Genomic DNA, 15416 nt, shown 5'->3' on the forward strand with positions numbered 1-15416 from the left:
CTCAGCGCCGTGGGGCCAAGGCAAGTGTGACGGCGAACTGGTAGCTGCCTTGCGTCAGCACCGATGGGGCACGCGGCAGCCTTGCGCGTTTGACCGCCGTAAGCGCCGCCTGATCCAGTTTGCGATCCCCCGATGACCGCAGCAGTGACACGCCGGACAGACGCCCGGACGGGCTGACGGCAAGTTGCAACTTCACCTCTCCTACCGCGCGTGTCCCGCTTGGATAGCGCGCGGCGCGGGTGACCGCGGTGCGAATACGCGCGCCCCATTGCTGCTGGGCCTTGGTGATCTGTGCCTTCGAGGGTCCGCTGGCTACCGGCGCAGGGGCTGCTTGGGCGGCGCTGGCGGCAGGGCGCGTGCCGGATCCTCGCGCCGTTTGTGCCGGGCGCTGCGCGGTTTGCGTCCTTTGAGGTGACGGTGCCGCCGCTGGTCGGGCAGGGCGCTCGACCGGGCGGGCCGAGACTGTCGGGGCGTGCCGTTCTGGGGCGGGTTCCGTGTCCACGGTCGGCGGTGCCATCGCCGTCGGAGTGTCCGGGCGCGAGAGGGACGGCGTGCGGGTCGGCGGCGTGGCGCGTGATGGCGTGGGCAAGGCGGTCCTTTGCGGTTCCGCGGGCGGGAGTAGAGCGTTTGGGGCCTGATCTGTCAGGGGCATCTGCGGGGCGGGAAGCCGCGTCTCAACTGTTGGAGGCGTTGGTAGATCGTTTGGTGCCGACAGCGCGTCGGGCTGTACCGTCGATGCGACCGGGGTGTCGCCAGTCGGGCGGGTCGGCGCGGGGTGCGCGACCGGTTGGGCCAATTCCGACACGGTCCCGATCTCGGGCGGGCGCGACCAGTCCGCGACCATGGCGGCAAGCGTGGGTGTCGCCGCCTGAAGCGTGACGTCGGCGTCTCCTCTCTGACCACTGCCCGCGCCACCGCCGGTCAGGGGGGCGAGCGTCAGGGCGGCCACGTGAAGTGCGCCCGACAGGCTGAGGAACGCCGCGACCTCCAGTACACGCACCTAACGGCCCTCCGTCACGATCTCGACCCCGGTTGCGCCGAGGGCAGCGAGCTGTGCCAGCACCTGCGCAAGCGTCGCTGCGGTCTGGGATGCATCCACGTTAAGGCGCACCACATCCGTGCCCGCGACACGGACGCTTTCCGCCAGAGCGGCCTCGCCGCGCAGGGTGTCGAAGGCGATCAGGCCTTCGGCGCTGATGAAGAGGTTGGATGTGCCCGTCTCTTCCTCGCCTTCAGCGCTGGGCAGCGACACGTCGAATGGGACGGGGGGCGCGATCTGCGCGGTCATCAGGAAGAAGATGAGCAACAGGAAGACGATGTTGATCATCGGCACGACGGGTTCCCGCGTGCTGCGCCGGGCCTGTGGCGCGAGGCGCAACCGGCGTCTCATTCGAGTACCACGAGGTTGGACCAACCTGCGGCACGCAGGGTCGTCATTGCGTCCAGAAGGTGCTGAACGGATGCGTCTTCGCTTGGGCGCAGAATGATGATGTCGCTGTCTTGGGTCATCAGCGGAGACAGCGCGTTCACCGGGTTCGAGACCTCGATGCCGTTCACTCTTATGCTATCGGTCAACACGGTCACGAGTCGGGGTGGGCCTTGGTAGTCTGCCGTGCCGCCCGCTGTCAGGGTGACCGGAATGGCATCGGTCGTGCCGAAACGTGCGGCCAGCATGAAGAAGACAAGCAGCAGAAACACGACGTCGATCATCGGGGTCAACCCGATGCGGCGTCGGCGTGTCTCGGGCGCGAGGTCAAGCATGCGGGTCTTTTGTTGTCAGAACACGGATGGCGAGATCTTCGAAATCATGCGCGAGGCGCGCATTGACGCTGTCGAACCAGCTCAGCGCCATGGAGGCCGGGATCGCGACGGCCATGCCAGCGGCGGTGGTCAGGAGCGCTTCCCAGATGCCACCGGCCAGCGCTGCCGGGTCCGCCCGTGCGCCGCTTTCCTGCAATGTCTGAAACGCCTCGATCATGCCAAGCACCGTGCCCAGCAAGCCGACCAGAGGCGCAATGGTGGCAATCAGATCAAGCGCGCGCAGACCGCTGCCCGCGTCCATCAGCGCGCCGCGCGCGACGCGGGCGGTTTCCTCGCGTGCGTCGTCCTGCGGTAAGCTGTGCGCCGCCTGCATCGCGGACCGGGCGACGCGCGCTCGTAAACCAGTGCGGGTCTGCAACGCCGAGGTTGCCGCGTCATGCTGACCCTGCCGCCACAACTCCACCGCGTTTTCCGTCGGATCGCGGCGCCATGCCCCCATCCGGGAGAGGCGCCAGAGTTTCCAAAGAATGAGGCCCAGTGTGATGACGCTCAGGGCGGCGATGACCCACAAAGCGGGGCCGCCGCGATTGAGAAAGGCGATGATGTCGGTCATCCGTGGGCTCCGGTCTGGGGGGCGGTTGATGCATGCAGCACACCGAGCGGTTGCACAATCGGACCTTCGGCGGTGTCAAGAACTTCGGCCCTGAGGTCGAAGACGTCGGCCAGCATCTCTTTCGTCAGGATGTCGTCCCGCGGGCCATCGGCGACGACACGGCCTTGATGCATGACGATCAGGCGAGTGCAGTAGCGGGCGGCAAGGCTGAGGTCGTGCAGGGACGTAAGCACCGCGCGGCCTTCCCCGGCGAGGGACCGGAACACGTCAAGCGTCGCGATCTGCGCGGCGGGATCGAGGCCGGCGATGGGTTCGTCGGCAAGTAGAAGCGGCGTGTCCTGCGCCAGCGTTCGGGCGATCAGGACACGGGCCTGTTCACCGCCCGAGAGCTGCGTCGCGATCCGCTGCCGGAAACCGTCAAGCCCCATGCGGTGCAAGGCGGCGTCGACGGCAGATTGATCCTGCGCCGAGAGTGTCGCACCACGGGCAAGGTAGGGCAGGCGGCCAAGCGCCACGACCCGTTCAACGCTCATCGGCCAGGCAATTTCGCGCTTTTGTGGGAGCCAGGCCGCTTGCGCGGCGCGGTGCCGGGGGGGCAGGTCGGCCAGAGAGCTTTGGCCTTCGATCGGCAAAAGCCCCAGCGCGCCGCGCAGGAGGGACGTCTTGCCCGCACCGTTCGGGCCGATGAGGCCGACGCATTCCCCCTCGGCAATCGTCAGGCTGGCCTGATCCACCACGGGGCACGCGCCACGGCGCACAGTAAGGCTGTCCAGCGTAAGGAAGGTCACGCGATTTCCCTCCGTGTCTTGTAGATCAGGTGCAGAAAAAGCGGCGCGCCGATCAAGGCCATGACCACGCCAAGCTTGAGGTCACGGTCGGGCAGGATCACTCGCACCGCCAGATCTGCTGCAAGCACCATCGCAGCCCCGCCAAGGGCGGAGGCCCAAAGAAGTGTTGACGGGCGACCTTCGGCAAAGCGCCGCAGGATGTGCGGCACCACGAGGCCGACAAAACCCACGGCTCCGGCGACGGCGGTCGCGGCCCCAACAGCGGCGGCGGTGCCCAGCAGCAATTGCAACCGCAGGGACGAGAGCGACACGCCCAGGGCCTCTGCCGCGTCTTCGCCAAGCGTCAGGGCGTCAAGCCCGTGGCCCAGCGTGATCAACGCCAGCCATCCAAGGGCCATGACCGGTAGAGCCAGCCAGACATGTGTCATGGCCCGGTCCGCGACAGAGCCCATCAGCCAGAACACGATCTCGGACGCGGCATAGGGGTTGGGCGACAGGTTCAGCGCCAGAGAGGTTAGAGCGGCGGCAAAGGCCGAGACCGCGATGCCCGTCAGGATCAGGGTCAGCGACGATCCACGTGGTCCGGCAAGCAGGAGGATCAGCCCCACAGCTCCGGCGGCGAAGACCAGCGCGGACACCGGCAACGCCAGCAGGAAGGCCGACGCAAAGCCCGTCTGCAGCGCGATCACAGCACCGAGCGCGGCTGAACCGGAGACGCCGATCAGGCCGGGTTCGGCGAGGGGATTGCGCAAGAAGCCTTGCATCGCGGCACCGGCAAGGCCAAGCGACAGCCCGACCATCGCGGCCAGAAGCGTCCGGGGCAGGCGGATCTCCTGCATGACCGTCACGATCAGCGGATCGCCCGAGCCGAAGAGCGCGGCCAACCCATCGGGCAGGGAGATCGCTGCATAGCCCACGAAAAGCGATGCGGTGAACATCGCCACAGTCAGGACCATCAGCGCACCAAAGAGCTTCACTGCTCCATCCCCCGCGCGTGTCTTCAACATGTCTTTGTGCCGAAGCGCAAAAACGGTGAACGCCACCACGCCGGAGAACCGTTACACATCGCGCACCCCGCGCGGGTGTAGGGTGAACCGTCACGGCAGGTCTCCTGACTTGCGGGTCTTCACGTGGCTCGGGCCTTCCCGGTTTCCCAGTGGCATGTGCCGAACACGCTCGCCGTTAACAGTTGCGGGGGCAGTCGCGGATTTGCACCGCGTTCCCTTTTCACCGGGGGTTGCCCGGACCGTGACAGGATTGGCGTAACCGGGTGCGGGCAGCGTTGCAAGCTTTGTGCGCGCGGCTCAGGTGGAACGGGTGGCCTTGAGTGTGAAAAGACCGGCAACGCACAGGCAACTTGCCCCGATCCGGTTCAACAGGCGCATCGCATGAGGTTTCGTGAATTGTCTGCGCAGGCTGCTTGCGAAGATCAGCCAGAACAGGCTGTTGAGGGTCGCCACGACTAGGAAGGTCGCGATGAGGATTGCAAATTGCTGGAACACCGGGCCGCCGGGCGTCACGAATTGTGGGACGAAGGCCACGTAGAAGGCCGGGCCCTTGGGGTTGAGAACGCTGATCAGCATTGACTGCCAAAAGAGCTGCGACAATGGCTTGGCGGGTGTGTCGTTGTTCAGGGACACAGTCGCGACGGGTGCGGTCCAGAGCGTGTAGGCCAACCATAGTAAGTAAAACGCGCCTGCGAGTTTCAGGAGTGTGAATAGAAAGACAGACGTGGCCAGCACCGCACCCGCGCCCAGAAGCGATAGCGACATTGCAATGAATGCGCCTGTGACGACGCCGGGGATGGTTGCAAGACCCGAGCGTTTGCCGTCGCGGATGGCGTAGTTCACCGTCAGAACAATGTTCGGGCCGGGGATGAGAACGACAATCGCGCTTGCGAGAGTGAAGGCCAGCCAGGTCTCGTAGGTCATGCGTCCGTCTTTCCTGCTTTGCTGATCGCAGAAGACCGGAAAGTCGCGCCGTTTGAAAGGCACTTTCGACGGCCAGCTTTTGCGGTGCCGCTTATCTCATGGGAAATGATGGGATCGAGTTGGGAATGTGTGGTGCCTGAGTCGAATCAAATGCAAAAAGCACCGAGATATTGTGGTTATTGCGATGAATTTTGCGACTGACATGATTGCTCCAAGCCAATGTTCCACTTTTGTACCAAGGTCTTTCGGGAAATTATGGGCATATACGGAAAGACGCGTGGGCCACAACATATAGTGTTTGAGATTGTCATTTGTGGCCGATGTTCCGATTTTTGGCTGAGATTGCATGCTAGATGCTGTGTTTTGAGGGTTTGAAAACCAAATCTTGTATAGATTTCCCATAAAAAACTGTTGCGACCCACGTTTTCCCATGTCATCCCTTTCATCACGAGATGAGAGCAGGAACGGCAAACGAGGCACCAAGACCTCACAGCGGTATCCGAACAATAATAAACGCAGGTTTCATACAGGCACCCGCTTTCATCAAACACAGAGATCCGGCGCGCGGGCGAGCAGACATCCCCCCAGGTGGCGCGCGCAGTCGGACTTCCCGGAGACGGGACTCGGACGGCGGGTTGATCAGTGGCAGCAGATCGACTCGCCGTTTCCGTTTCCAGGGACTTGAGGACAGAAAGGACCAGTCGGGACGTGGCCCGGAAGCTGAGGTTCAGAGGTGAAAGCCATCACAAGGTTGATGGCAAGGGTCGGGTGTCCATCCCGGCCTCGTTTCGCCGTGTGCTGGAGGCGGGAGACCCGAACTATACCGAGGGTCTGAACCCCGAGCTGGTCATTGTCTACGGCGACAAGCGCCGGAAATACCTTGAATGCTATACGGTCGAGGCCATCGAAGAGGTGGACGAGAAGATCGAGGCGCTCCCGCGTGGGTCGGTTGAGCGCAAGATGCTGCAACGCCTGTTCAATGGTCAGTCCCTGTCCACCAGCGTGGACGAGACGGGGCGGTTGGTGCTGCCCGCGAAGTTACGGCAGAAGATCGGGTTGTCTTCCGAGGCGTTTTTCATCGGCGCCGGCGACACCTTCCAGATCTGGGAGCCCGACACCTACGAGGCCGAGGAAATGGCGGCCACCGAAGAGTGGCTGGACGAGTTGCCCGACGATGTGGATCCGCTCATCTTCCTCGATGGGCCGGCGGGGGGCTGAACCAAGATGTCCGCTGCCGCTGCCACGACAGTCCCTGACCCGCATATTCCCGTCCTGCTTGGCCCGCTCTTGCGGGCCGTCGCGCCGGTGTCCGGTGTCTGGATCGATGGGACCTTTGGCGCGGGCGGCTATGCGCGCGGATTGATCGCGGCGGGCGCGGAGAAGGTCATTGGCATCGACCGCGATCCGCTGGCGCATGAGATGGCGGCGGATTGGCTTGGCGACTACGCGGGTCGGATCGAACTGCATCAGGCGAATTTTGCCGAGATGGACGAAATCGCGTCCGACGTGGATGGTGTGGTTCTTGATCTGGGCGTGTCGTCAATGCAGCTGGATCGGGCGGAGCGCGGGTTTTCCTTTATGAAAGACGGCCCGCTCGACATGCGGATGGGGCAGGACGGGCCGTCTGCGGCGGATATCGTCAATGAAGCCGCTGAGGTGGATTTGGCCGATATCCTTTACACTTACGGCGAAGAGCGGGCCTCGCGACGGATCGCGAAGGCGATTGTCGCGGCGCGCAAGATCACGCCGATCACGCGGACTTTGGAACTGGCTGGCATCATCGAGACCTGCCTACCGCGTCCGAAGCCGAACCAGTCACATCCTGCGACGCGCAGCTTTCAGGCGCTCCGCATTGCGGTGAACGATGAATACGGCGCACTGATGCGCGGGCTGATGGCGGCGGAGCGGGTGCTCAAGGCCGGTGGATTGCTGGCTGTCGTGAGTTTCCATTCGGTCGAGGACCGGATGGTCAAGCGCTTCATGCAGTCGCGCGCCGGGCAGACCGGGCGCGCGAATCGCTACGCGCCCGAGGTCGAAGCTGTTGCACCCGCGTTCGAGATCGTCACCCGGAAGGCAGTGGGTCCCGATCCCGAAGAGGTCGCCGCGAATCCGCGCGCGCGATCGGCCAAACTGCGCGTGGCGCGGCGCACGGACGCGCCTGCCGGAGATATCGACGCAGGACAAATCGCTCTGCCGCAACTGAAGGAGGCACGCTGATGCGGTCGCTCATGTATGTTCTGACCTTTCTCACGGTGATTGGCGCCGCGTTCTGGGCCTATCACGAGAACTACAAGACTCAGGCGGCGCTGGGCGAGGCGCAGGCGGTGCGGGCAGAGATTCGCGACGCACGGGCGCGGCTGGCCGTGCTCAAGGCGGAATGGGCCTATCTGAACCGTCCCGACCGGCTGCGCGATCTGGCCGAGGTGAATTTCGACCGGTTGCGTCTGATGCCGTTGCAGCCGGATCAGTTCGGGCGGGTCGACCAAGTCGCCTATCCCAAGCCGCCCGAAGTGCCGATCACTGATCCGATTGAGGTTTCCAGCGCCGGAGCGAACGAATGATCCGCACGCCGCTTCGTCCCCTGGCCCGCATCCTTGACGCCCGCCGCAAGGGCGAGAACCCGGATGCCATTGAGCGTGAAAATCTGCGGATTCGGCACGAGCAGATGCGCGACAAGGCGCGGTTGCGCGCCGAGGGTCGCCTTTTGGTCATGGCGGTGATGTTCTTCTGCGCGTTCGGTGTCGTCGGAGCACGCATGGGAACGCTGGCGGCGTCAGAGCCGATGGAGCCGCGCGCGCAGGCCACGGGAGCCTCGATCATCGCGAATCGCGCCGATATCGTCGACCGCAAGGGTCGCATCATGGCGACCAATATGGAGACGTTTTCGCTCTACGCGCACCCCCAGCAGATGATCGATCCGGAACGCGCTGCAACCGAACTTGTGAAGATTTTTCCAGAGCTTGATCACGACCGTTTGCGCAAAGATTTCACTGGCAATCGCAAGTTTATGTGGGTGCGCAAGAAATTGAGCCCAGAGCAGAAGCAAAGCGTGCATGATATCGGGGAGCCCGGACTCTTGTTCGGCCCGCGCGAGATGCGGCTTTATCCCAACGGCGCCCTGGCAGCGCATATCCTGGGCGGCGCGAGCTTTGGCCGCGAAGGTGTTCATTCTGCCGAAGTTATCGGCACCGCCGGGATCGAGAAGTTCTTTGACAAGGAATTGCGCGATCCCGCGCGCGAGGGTGCGCCGCTGCAATTGTCGATTGATCTGACGATCCAGTCGGCGGCAGAACGGGTCCTTCTGGGCGGGATGAAACTTTTGAACGCGAAGGGCGCGGCGAGTGTGCTGATGGATGTGCACACCGGTGAAGTGATCTCTATCGCGTCGCTGCCCGATTTCGACCCGAACGACCGTCCGCGACCTTTGACCGAGGGCGATGCCTCGGACAGCCCCTTGTTCAACCGGGCTGTGCAGGGGGTTTATGAGCTTGGTTCGACCTTCAAGATTTTTGCTTCGGCGCAGGCGCTTGAGCTTGGGCTGGTGAACCCTGGGACTGTGATCGACACCTCCGGCCCGATGAAAGTGGGCGGGTTCAAGATCGGTGAATTCAACAACAAGAATTACGGGCCGTTGTCAGTGTCCGACATCATCGTCAAAAGCTCGAACCGGGGTACCGGTCGAATGGCGCTGTCGATCGGGTCAAAGCGTCAGAAAGAGTTCCTCGAGGACCTCGGGTTCTTCGAGCCCACACCGCTTGAGATCGTGGAAGCGAAAGGCGGTCAGCCGCTTTTGCCACAGAAGTGGACGGAACTGTCGAGCGTGACGATTTCTTACGGTCACGGTCTGAGTTCCAGCCCGCTGCACCTCGCAGCTGGGTACGCGGCGATTGCGAATGGCGGGCACTATGTGGCGCCCACCCTGTTGCGGCAGGATGGGCCGCGGCTTGGTCCGCGGGTCATGTCAGAGCGCACCGCCGCGCAATCCCTTGAAATGCTGCGAAAAGTTGTGACCGAGGGCACGGCCAGCTTTGGCGAGGTGCCGGGCTACCATGTCGGCGGCAAGACCGGCACGGCGGACAAGCCGAAGCGGCGCGGTGGCGGGTACTACAAGGACAAGGTAATCAACACCTTTGCCTCGGTCTTTCCGACGACCGACCCGAAATACGTGCTTATCGTGACCCTGGACGAGCCGGTTGAGACCAGCGGAACTAAGCCGCGTCGCACCGCCGGGTGGACGGCTGTACCCGTTGCAGCGGAGATGATCCGCCGGGTTGCGCCGCTTCTGGGCTTGCGGCCCGATGTCGAAACAAGGCATTTGACGGGCATCATCAACACCTCGAACTGAGGGCACGCCCTTGGTCGAGCAACGACAAGAGGGGCGCGTCATGGGGGCAGACGCCAAAAGCCTGAGCGAACTGGGCCTGACCGCGCGCGGCGGGGCAGATGCGTTTGTCACCGGTCTGGCGGTGGACAGCCGGGACGTGAAGGACGGCTATCTTTTTGCCGCCTTGCCGGGCACACGCATGCATGGCGGAGAATTCATCCAGTATGCCTTGCGCATGGGCGCGGCCGCGGTTCTGACGGATACCGAAGGAGCCGAGATCGCGCGCGACGTTTTGGATGGGTCCACAGCGGCCGTGATCATCGCCGCCGATCCGCGCCAGACGCTGGCCTTCACCGCAGCGCTTTGGTTCGGTGCGCAGCCGGACACCGTCGTCGCGGTGACCGGCACCAACGGCAAGACCAGCGTGGCGAGCTTTGTGCGGCGCATCTGGCAGTTGCTGGGCCATCAGGCGGTCAATCTGGGCACGACTGGTGTTGAGGGCGATTGGGAAGCGCCCTTGGCGCACACAACGCCCGAGCCGATCACGCTGCACCGGGCCTTGGCGGGCGCGACCGAGGCCGGGATCACTCACGCGGCGATGGAGGCGTCTTCGCACGGATTGGCGCAGCGGCGGCTTGACGGGGTGAACCTGCGCGCGGCGGGGTTCACCAATTTCACGCAGGACCATCTGGATTACCACGAGAGCTTTGAGGCGTATTTCGACGCCAAGGCGGGATTGTTTGCACGGGTGCTGCCCGAGGACGGGATCGCTGTCATCAATATCGACGACGCGCGCGGCGTGGATATGGTGGCCATCGCCCGGGCGCGCGGGCAGGAAGTCATGACCGTGGGCCGGGATGGCGGGGCAGATATGACCCTGCTGGGCCAGCGGTTTGATGGCACCGGGCAGGACGTGCGCATCCGGTTCGGCGGCGAGACGTTCCAGACACGACTGAACCTCGTCGGCGGGTTTCAGGCTGAAAACGTCATGATCGCGGCGGGGCTGGTGATCGCCAGCGGCGCAGAGCCGGATCGCGTGTTCGCGGTTCTGCCCGAGTTGGAGACCGTGCGCGGACGTATGCAGCTTGCCGCGACACGAACCAATGGCGCGGCGGTTTACGTCGATTACGCGCACACGCCTGACGCTGTGGCGACCGCCTGTCAGGCGCTGCGGCCTCATGTGATGGGTCGGCTGGTGGCCATCGTCGGTGCCGGGGGGGACCGGGATGCGGGCAAGCGGCCGTTAATGGGCGCGGCTGCGGCAGAACATGCAGATCAGGTGATCGTGACGGATGACAATCCGCGCTCGGAGGACCCGGCGTCCATCCGCGCGGCGGTGCTGGACGGTGCGCCGGAGGCGACCGAGGTTGGCGACCGGGCAGAGGCGATCCTGCGCGGCGTCGATGCGCTCGGCCCCGGTGATGCGCTGCTCATCTGCGGGAAGGGTCATGAGACCGGGCAGATCGTGGGTGACACCGTCTATCCGTTTGACGATGTGGAACAGGCCAGCGTCGCTGTGGCCGCGCTGGACGGGAAACTCGCATGACCCTTTGGACCAGCGCAGAAGCGGCGGAGGCCACAGGCGGACAGGTGACAACCGACTGGACCGCGACCGGGGTATCGATTGACACACGCACGTTGCAGCCGGGCGACCTGTTCATTGCGCTGAAAGCCGCGCGGGACGGGCATGATTTCGTGGCGCAGGCGCTCGATAAGGGTGCTGCGGCGGCCTTGGTGTCGCGCGTGCCGGAAGGCGTGGCCGACGATGCGCCGCTGCTGATCGTGGACGATGTGCAGACCGGGTTGGAGGCTCTGGGCCGCGCGGGTCGGGCGCGGACGGAAGCGCGGGTCGTCGGCGTGACGGGGTCGGTCGGCAAGACCTCGACGAAAGAGATGTTGCGCACGGTTCTGGGCGCACACGGGCGCGTCCATGCGGCGGAAGCGAGCTACAACAACCATTGGGGCGTGCCTCTGACGCTGGCCCGGATGCCGAAAGACACCGAGTTCGCGGTGATCGAGATCGGTATGAACCACCCCGGTGAGATCGCACCGCTCAGCCGGTTGGCACGGCCGCATGTTGCGATGGTCACGATTGTCGCGCCCGCGCATCTGGAAGCCTTCGAGAGCATCGACGGGATCGCGCATGAGAAGGCGTCGATCTATGAGGGGCTGGAACCGGGCGGCGTGGCGATCTGGAACGGTGATCTGCCGACGTCGGGCATCCTGTCCGAGTGGGCAAAGCGGTGTGGTGGCGTCAGCGTGTCGTTCGGGGAAAGCCAGGGGTGCGACATGCAGGTGACCGATCTGCGTGTGAGTGACACCGGTAGCGTCGTGCAGGCGCGGACGAACGGCGCAGAATTGCTGTACAAGATCGACGCGCCGGGACGGCATTTCGCGGTCAACGGTGCCGCGGTTCTCGCGGTGTGCGAAGCCTTGGGTCTGGACCGGGCGCTGTCACTCGCCGCCATCGGGCGGTGGCAGCCGGGGGCAGGACGCGGGCAGACGGTGACCGTTGCGCTTGACCCGGCGGATCGCAACACGACGCTGTCCCTGATCGACGATGCCTATAACGCCAACCCGGCCTCGGTCGGGGCATCGCTGGCGGTGTTGGCATCGGCCCCGGTCCAGCATGACATCGGCCGTGTGAGCCGGGGACGGCGCATTGCGGTGCTGGGTGACATGAAGGAGTTGGGCCCCACCGGCCCCGATCTTCACGCCGGTCTGGCGCAGCTTCCGGCGACGCAAGACCTTGACCGGGTGCATTGTGTCGGGCCGCTGATGCGGCATCTCTACGACGCGCTGCCGGATCGCCAGCGCGGTCTGTGGCGCGAGACATCGGCCGAGATGGCGGCAGACCTGCCCAGACTGTTGGATGCAGGCGATGTGATCCTTGTGAAGGGATCGCTCTCCATGGCGCTGGCCCGCGTGGTTGACGCGATCCGGGATATGGGCGAAAGCGAGCCGCGATCTGAGGGCAGAGGATAAGAGTTCATGCTGTATTGGTTGACCCTGCTGTCCGATGGAGGCGATTTCTTCAACCTCTTCCGCTACATCACCTTCCGAGCGGGTGGGGCGTTTTTGACTGCGTTGCTGTTCGGGTTTCTGTTCGGCAAACCGCTCATCAACGTGTTGCGCAAACGTCAGGGCAAGGGGCAACCGATCCGCGAGGATGGGCCGGAAGGGCATTTCTCGAAGGCAGGGACGCCGACGATGGGCGGGCTTCTCATCGTTGGGGCGCTTCTGACGTCGACCTTGCTCTGGGCGCGATGGGACAACCCGTTTGTCTGGATGGTTCTCTTTGTCACGATGAGTTTCGCGCTGATCGGGTTTGCCGATGACTATGCCAAGGTGAAGAAACAAAATACTGCAGGTGTGTCCGGTAAGCTGCGATTGCTGCTGGGTTTTCTGATCGCCGCGGTGGCTGCGTACTGGGCTGCGCAGTACCATCCGGATGATCTGACCTACAAACTGGCCTTCCCGGTGTTCAAGGACACGCTGTTGAACCTGGGTCTGCTCTTCATCCCGTTTTCGGTGATCGTCATCGTCGGTGCGGCGAATGCGGTGAACCTGACGGATGGGCTGGACGGTCTGGCCATCATGCCCGTGATGATCGCCGCCGGAACGCTGGGCGTGATCGCCTACGCGGTGGGACGGGTCGACTTCACCGAGTATCTCGACGTGCATTACGTGCCGGGGACAGGGGAGATCCTGATCTTTACCGCTGGCATCTTCGGCGGGGGCCTTGGCTTTCTGTGGTACAACGCGCCGCCTGCGGCGGTCTTCATGGGCGATACCGGATCGCTTGCCCTGGGAGGCGCCTTGGGGGCGATTGCGGTGGCGACGAAGCACGAGATCGTTCTGGCCATCGTCGGCGGCTTGTTCGTGGTCGAGGCGCTCTCGGTGATCATTCAGGTGCTCTACTTCAAGCGGACCGGGAAGCGCGTCTTCCTGATGGCGCCGATCCACCACCACTACGAGAAGAAGGGCTGGGCCGAGCCGCAGATCGTCATCCGGTTCTGGATCATTTCGCTGATCCTCGCGCTCATCGGTCTGGCGACGCTGAAGGTGCGCTGACGCGCTCTGGTTTCTGGCGCTTTTGGATACGCAACGCATTTGAGGAGCAAGTGTGCGTGTCGGTGTCTCGTTTGCATATTTGGAAAAAGAAGAAGGGACTGGCGCTGCGCGAAAGTGTCAACTAGGGTTGACACATTGCTGTGAGCGGAGTCGGACATGGACGGTGGTCGCATCGGGTTGAGCGTGCCGGAAATCGGGGGCGCGCCGCGTGCGGGGCTGTGTACCGACTGCGGTGTGTCACGCATGGGCGATGGCCGTGCCTGCGGGCGGGCCTGCCAGTTCATCCAGCCGGATTACGAGGGTTTTGAGCGCGCGGTGCACGGACGGACCGCTGGCGGTGGTGACGAAGCGTTCTTCGGCGTGACGCAGGCCATGCATCGCGCCCGGCTGGAGCCCGCCGCGGAGGGGGCGCAATGGACGGGTTTGACAACGGCGCTGGCGGCGGAGTTGTTGCGTGCAGGGGCGGTCGATGCGGTTCTGGCAACCGCGCCCGATCCGGAGGACCGTTGGAAACCCTTGCCGGTGATCGTGACCGACCCCGGCGACATGGCGCAATGCCGGGGCATGCGCATGGGCTACGGGCCTTTGCTGGCGCTTCTGGAACCGGCGCGGGCGGCGGGGTATCGGCGCCTGGCCCTGGTTGGCGTGCCGTGTCAGGTCTACGCGCTGCGCGCGCTGGAGGCCGAGCTTGGGTTTGACGAGATCACGGTGATCGGAACGCCCTGTTCGGACAACACGACGACCGCGAATTTCCACGCGTTTCTGAAGCTACTGGACGACAAGCCCGACACGGTCTCTTATCTGGAGTTTCGCGCCGACTATCGGGTCGAGTTGCGGTTTGACGATGGCCGCAAGCCGCGTTTCGTTCCGTTTCTGAAGCTGCCGCTGTCGAACCTGCCGTCCGATTTCTTTCCCATGACCTGCAAGACCTGCGTTGATTACACCAATCGTCTCGCGGACATCACGGTCGGCTATATGGGCGGCGATGGCGATCAGTGGCTGATTGTGCGCAATGCTCGTGGAGCGGAGGTGCTGGCGCGCCTGGGCGATAAGGTTGTGACCGCGCCGCTGACCGACAAGGGCAAGCGGGATGCGGCGGTCAAAGGTTTCATGGCCAATACCGAGCGCGCGGCGGGCGGATTGCCATTGCGGCGGATGCCGGATTGGGTGCGGCCCATCGTTGCGTGGTTGCAGCCGCGCACCGGGCCAAGGGGCCTCGAATTTGCGCGGGCGCGGGTCGAGATGAAGGCGATTGAGACAATTTTGCACCTGCGCCGTGCGCATCCGGCGAAAATCAAGAACATGGTACCGCGTCATGTTTGGGATGTCGCCGCAAGATATGGTTTACTGCCCGGTGAGGACGAAACGCGGCGTTAGACGAACGGCGCGTTGCGAGACCAGACACCGCGCGTTAGGGAGGTGCGCAGATTAAGGAACACCGCCCATGACCCGCATTGCCCATATCGAGCTCGACGACGCCAACCTGCCGCCGCCGACCCCCGAGATCGAACAGGAACGCCGCGTGGCAATGTTCGATTTGATGGAGCACAACACGTTCGAACTGCCCGACCGCGACGGACGGCCCGTACCGCCGGGGCCCTATCATGTGGGTCTGTCGATCCGCGACAAGCGGCTGGTGTTCGATGTCACCACGGAAGCGCATGAAAAAGCGGCGGAGTTTCATCTGTCGCTGACGCCGTTCCGGCAGGTGGTGAAGGACTATTTCCAGATCTGCAAAAGCTACTTCGACGCGGTGAAGACACTGCCGCCCAGCCAGATCGAGACCATCGACATGGCGCGGCGCGGCATCCACAACGAAGGCGCGCGCATCTTGCAGGAGAGGCTGGAGGGCAAGGTCACGGTTGATGATGACACTGCCCGGCGGCTGTTCACGCTGGTCTGCGTTCTGCACTTCGGGGGTTAAG

16 protein-coding genes and 1 riboswitch are annotated in these 15416 nt (G+C 64.0%); of the genes, 9 read left to right on the forward strand and 7 right to left on the reverse strand.

Annotated elements, in window-relative coordinates:
• Window position 1: 1 nt before the first annotated feature.
• From BUA42_RS04970 to BUA42_RS05000, 7 genes are all read right to left on the reverse strand, one after another.
• Window positions 2–1000 carry an energy transducer TonB family protein gene (locus BUA42_RS04970; RefSeq protein WP_072776534.1) on the reverse strand — a complete coding sequence of 333 codons (999 nt, stop codon included), beginning with the start codon at window positions 998–1000 and terminating at the stop codon, window positions 2–4.
• Window positions 1001–1390, reverse strand: coding sequence for an ExbD/TolR family protein (locus BUA42_RS04975; protein WP_072776535.1), 390 nt, complete (start codon window positions 1388–1390; stop codon window positions 1001–1003).
• Window positions 1387–1761 (reverse strand): ExbD/TolR family protein, encoded by a 375-nt coding sequence (locus BUA42_RS04980; RefSeq protein WP_072776536.1) that lies wholly within the window; start codon window positions 1759–1761, stop codon window positions 1387–1389. Before BUA42_RS04980 ends, BUA42_RS04975 begins: the two co-directional genes overlap by 4 nt.
• Entirely contained in the window at window positions 1754–2374 is a 621-nt protein-coding gene (locus tag BUA42_RS04985) for a MotA/TolQ/ExbB proton channel family protein (protein WP_072776537.1), read from the reverse strand. The genes BUA42_RS04980 and BUA42_RS04985 overlap by 8 nt, the downstream gene beginning before the upstream one ends.
• Complete coding sequence (locus tag BUA42_RS04990) at window positions 2371–3162, reverse strand: ABC transporter ATP-binding protein (protein WP_072776538.1); 792 nt, start codon at window positions 3160–3162, stop codon at window positions 2371–2373. Before BUA42_RS04990 ends, BUA42_RS04985 begins: the two co-directional genes overlap by 4 nt.
• Complete coding sequence (locus tag BUA42_RS04995) at window positions 3159–4169, reverse strand: FecCD family ABC transporter permease (protein ID WP_143152613.1); 1011 nt, start codon at window positions 4167–4169, stop codon at window positions 3159–3161. The genes BUA42_RS04990 and BUA42_RS04995 overlap by 4 nt, the downstream gene beginning before the upstream one ends.
• Before the next feature lie 77 nt (window positions 4170–4246).
• Window positions 4247–4428, reverse strand: a riboswitch (cobalamin riboswitch).
• Between the two features lie 38 nt (window positions 4429–4466).
• Entirely contained in the window at window positions 4467–5093 is a 627-nt protein-coding gene (locus BUA42_RS05000; protein ID WP_072776539.1) for a LysE family translocator, read from the reverse strand.
• Between the two features lie 708 nt (window positions 5094–5801).
• Here BUA42_RS05000 and mraZ point away from each other — a divergent pair.
• From mraZ to BUA42_RS05045, 9 genes are all read left to right on the forward strand, one after another.
• The gene (gene mraZ, locus BUA42_RS05005; RefSeq protein WP_143152614.1) at window positions 5802–6311 is read left to right on the forward strand and encodes a division/cell wall cluster transcriptional repressor MraZ; all 510 of its coding nucleotides are present in this window, start codon (window positions 5802–5804) and stop codon (window positions 6309–6311) included.
• Between the two features lie 6 nt (window positions 6312–6317).
• Window positions 6318–7310 carry a 16S rRNA (cytosine(1402)-N(4))-methyltransferase RsmH gene (rsmH, locus tag BUA42_RS05010; RefSeq protein ID WP_072776541.1) on the forward strand — a complete coding sequence of 331 codons (993 nt, stop codon included), beginning with the start codon at window positions 6318–6320 and terminating at the stop codon, window positions 7308–7310.
• Window positions 7310–7654 (forward strand): cell division protein FtsL, encoded by a 345-nt coding sequence (ftsL, locus tag BUA42_RS05015; protein WP_178346854.1) that lies wholly within the window; start codon window positions 7310–7312, stop codon window positions 7652–7654. Before rsmH ends, ftsL begins: the two co-directional genes overlap by 1 nt.
• A complete protein-coding gene (locus tag BUA42_RS05020) occupies window positions 7651–9438 on the forward strand; it encodes a peptidoglycan D,D-transpeptidase FtsI family protein (protein WP_072776543.1) in 1788 nt (595 codons plus the stop codon). Before ftsL ends, BUA42_RS05020 begins: the two co-directional genes overlap by 4 nt.
• A 40-nt stretch (window positions 9439–9478) precedes the next feature.
• The gene (locus tag BUA42_RS05025; RefSeq protein WP_072776544.1) at window positions 9479–10963 is read left to right on the forward strand and encodes a UDP-N-acetylmuramoyl-L-alanyl-D-glutamate--2,6-diaminopimelate ligase; all 1485 of its coding nucleotides are present in this window, start codon (window positions 9479–9481) and stop codon (window positions 10961–10963) included.
• Window positions 10960–12402 (forward strand): UDP-N-acetylmuramoyl-tripeptide--D-alanyl-D-alanine ligase, encoded by a 1443-nt coding sequence (locus tag BUA42_RS05030; RefSeq protein WP_072776545.1) that lies wholly within the window; start codon window positions 10960–10962, stop codon window positions 12400–12402. Before BUA42_RS05025 ends, BUA42_RS05030 begins: the two co-directional genes overlap by 4 nt.
• A 6-nt stretch (window positions 12403–12408) precedes the next feature.
• A complete protein-coding gene (mraY, locus tag BUA42_RS05035) occupies window positions 12409–13491 on the forward strand; it encodes a phospho-N-acetylmuramoyl-pentapeptide-transferase (protein WP_072776546.1) in 1083 nt (360 codons plus the stop codon).
• Window positions 13492–13647: 156 nt separating this feature from the next.
• Window positions 13648–14868 carry a Coenzyme F420 hydrogenase/dehydrogenase, beta subunit C-terminal domain gene (locus BUA42_RS05040; protein ID WP_072776547.1) on the forward strand — a complete coding sequence of 407 codons (1221 nt, stop codon included), beginning with the start codon at window positions 13648–13650 and terminating at the stop codon, window positions 14866–14868.
• A gap of 67 nt (window positions 14869–14935) precedes the next feature.
• Window positions 14936–15415, forward strand: a complete 480-nt coding sequence (locus BUA42_RS05045) for a UPF0262 family protein (RefSeq protein ID WP_072776548.1) — start codon at window positions 14936–14938, stop codon at window positions 15413–15415.
• Window position 15416: the final 1 nt, after the last annotated feature.

Source organism: Marivita hallyeonensis (genome assembly GCF_900129875.1).
In the GTDB taxonomy this organism is placed as follows: domain Bacteria; phylum Pseudomonadota; class Alphaproteobacteria; order Rhodobacterales; family Rhodobacteraceae; genus Marivita; species Marivita hallyeonensis.